Source organism: Pseudoalteromonas sp. BSi20311 (assembly GCF_000239875.1).
Classification (GTDB): Bacteria; Pseudomonadota; Gammaproteobacteria; order Enterobacterales; family Alteromonadaceae; genus Pseudoalteromonas.
The window spans coordinates 1-1,163 of sequence record NZ_BADU01000044.1 but is presented as its reverse complement, the minus strand read 5'-3'; the positions used below and the strand labels follow the sequence as shown (position 1 = coordinate 1,163).

At 44.8% G+C, this 1,163-nt stretch carries 1 protein-coding gene; it reads left to right on the top strand.

Annotated elements, in window-relative coordinates; translation table 11 throughout:
* A partial coding sequence (locus tag P20311_RS04070) for an IS66 family transposase (protein WP_036984815.1) occupies nt 1–1,141 on the top strand: 1,141 nt, incomplete at its 5' end.
* Between the last annotated feature and the right edge of the window lie 22 nt (nt 1,142–1,163).

The following is a 1,163-nucleotide window of genomic DNA, read 5'->3' as shown; positions in this document are numbered from 1 at the left end:
CAAGTCAGAAAAGCTTGAGTTTATCCCCGCTCAAATCAAAGTAATTGAGCACATTCGTCCTAAGTACGCTTGCCGTCACTGTGATAAATCCTCGACTCATACACCGATAAAGCAAGCCTCAATGCCTGCCATGCCTATCAACAAAGGCATGGCAACGAGCAGTTTGCTCAGTCAGCTTATCACCAGTAAATACCAATATGGGTTACCGCTTTATCGCCAGGAAGCGATGTTCAAACAATACGGTATTGAGCTCAGTCGCCAAACCATGAGTAGTTGGATAGACAAATCCGCCACACTCTTCGTGCCACTCGTTGAGCGGCTTAAAGCCGAACTGCTAAAGCAGCCCACGTTGTTTGCCGATGAAACGCCATTAAAAGTGGTGAAATCAGATAAAGTGAACAGCTACATGTGGGTGTATTGCTCAGGTAGGGATTCACCAGACCCGAATAATCCTATCCCTAATATCGTGCTTTACGACTTCCACAATAGTCGCGCTGCCGCGTGCGTGGTCAATTACCTTGATGGATATCAAGGGTATTTACACGTGGATGGTTATCAAGCTTATGAAAAAACACAGGCAACCTTAACTGGCTGTTGGGCGCATGCTCGTCGTAAATTTATCGACGCGAAAAAGCTACAAGGGAAAAATAAAACCGGCAAAGCCGATGTGGTATTGAGCCTTATCCAAAAACTGTACGCTGTTGAGTCACGCGTTAAAGAAAAAAGTGCGGATGATAAATACACGACAAGACAACAAGTCAGTGTGCCAATACTGGACAAGCTCAAAGCATGGCTTGAGCAAAACCAACCGAATTTAGTAGGTAATACCAAACTGATAGAGGCGGCTAATTACCTGGCTAATCAATGGCACAAACTCATTCGTTATGTTGATGATGGCAGACTGAGTATTGATAATAATCGTGCAGAGCGAGCGGTAAAACCATTTGTGATAGGCCGAAAGAATTGGTTATTTAGCCAAACGGCAAATGGGGCTCATGCAAGCGCCACACTTTACAGCATTGTGGAAACCGCAAAGGTAAATGGCTTAGTGCCATTTGATTACATCATGGCTTGCCTTAATGAGCTGTGCCAGACAGCACCTGATATCGACAGCCTGTTACCATGGAATGTTAAAAAGTAAGTGTAGATGCCCAGACGCTTAC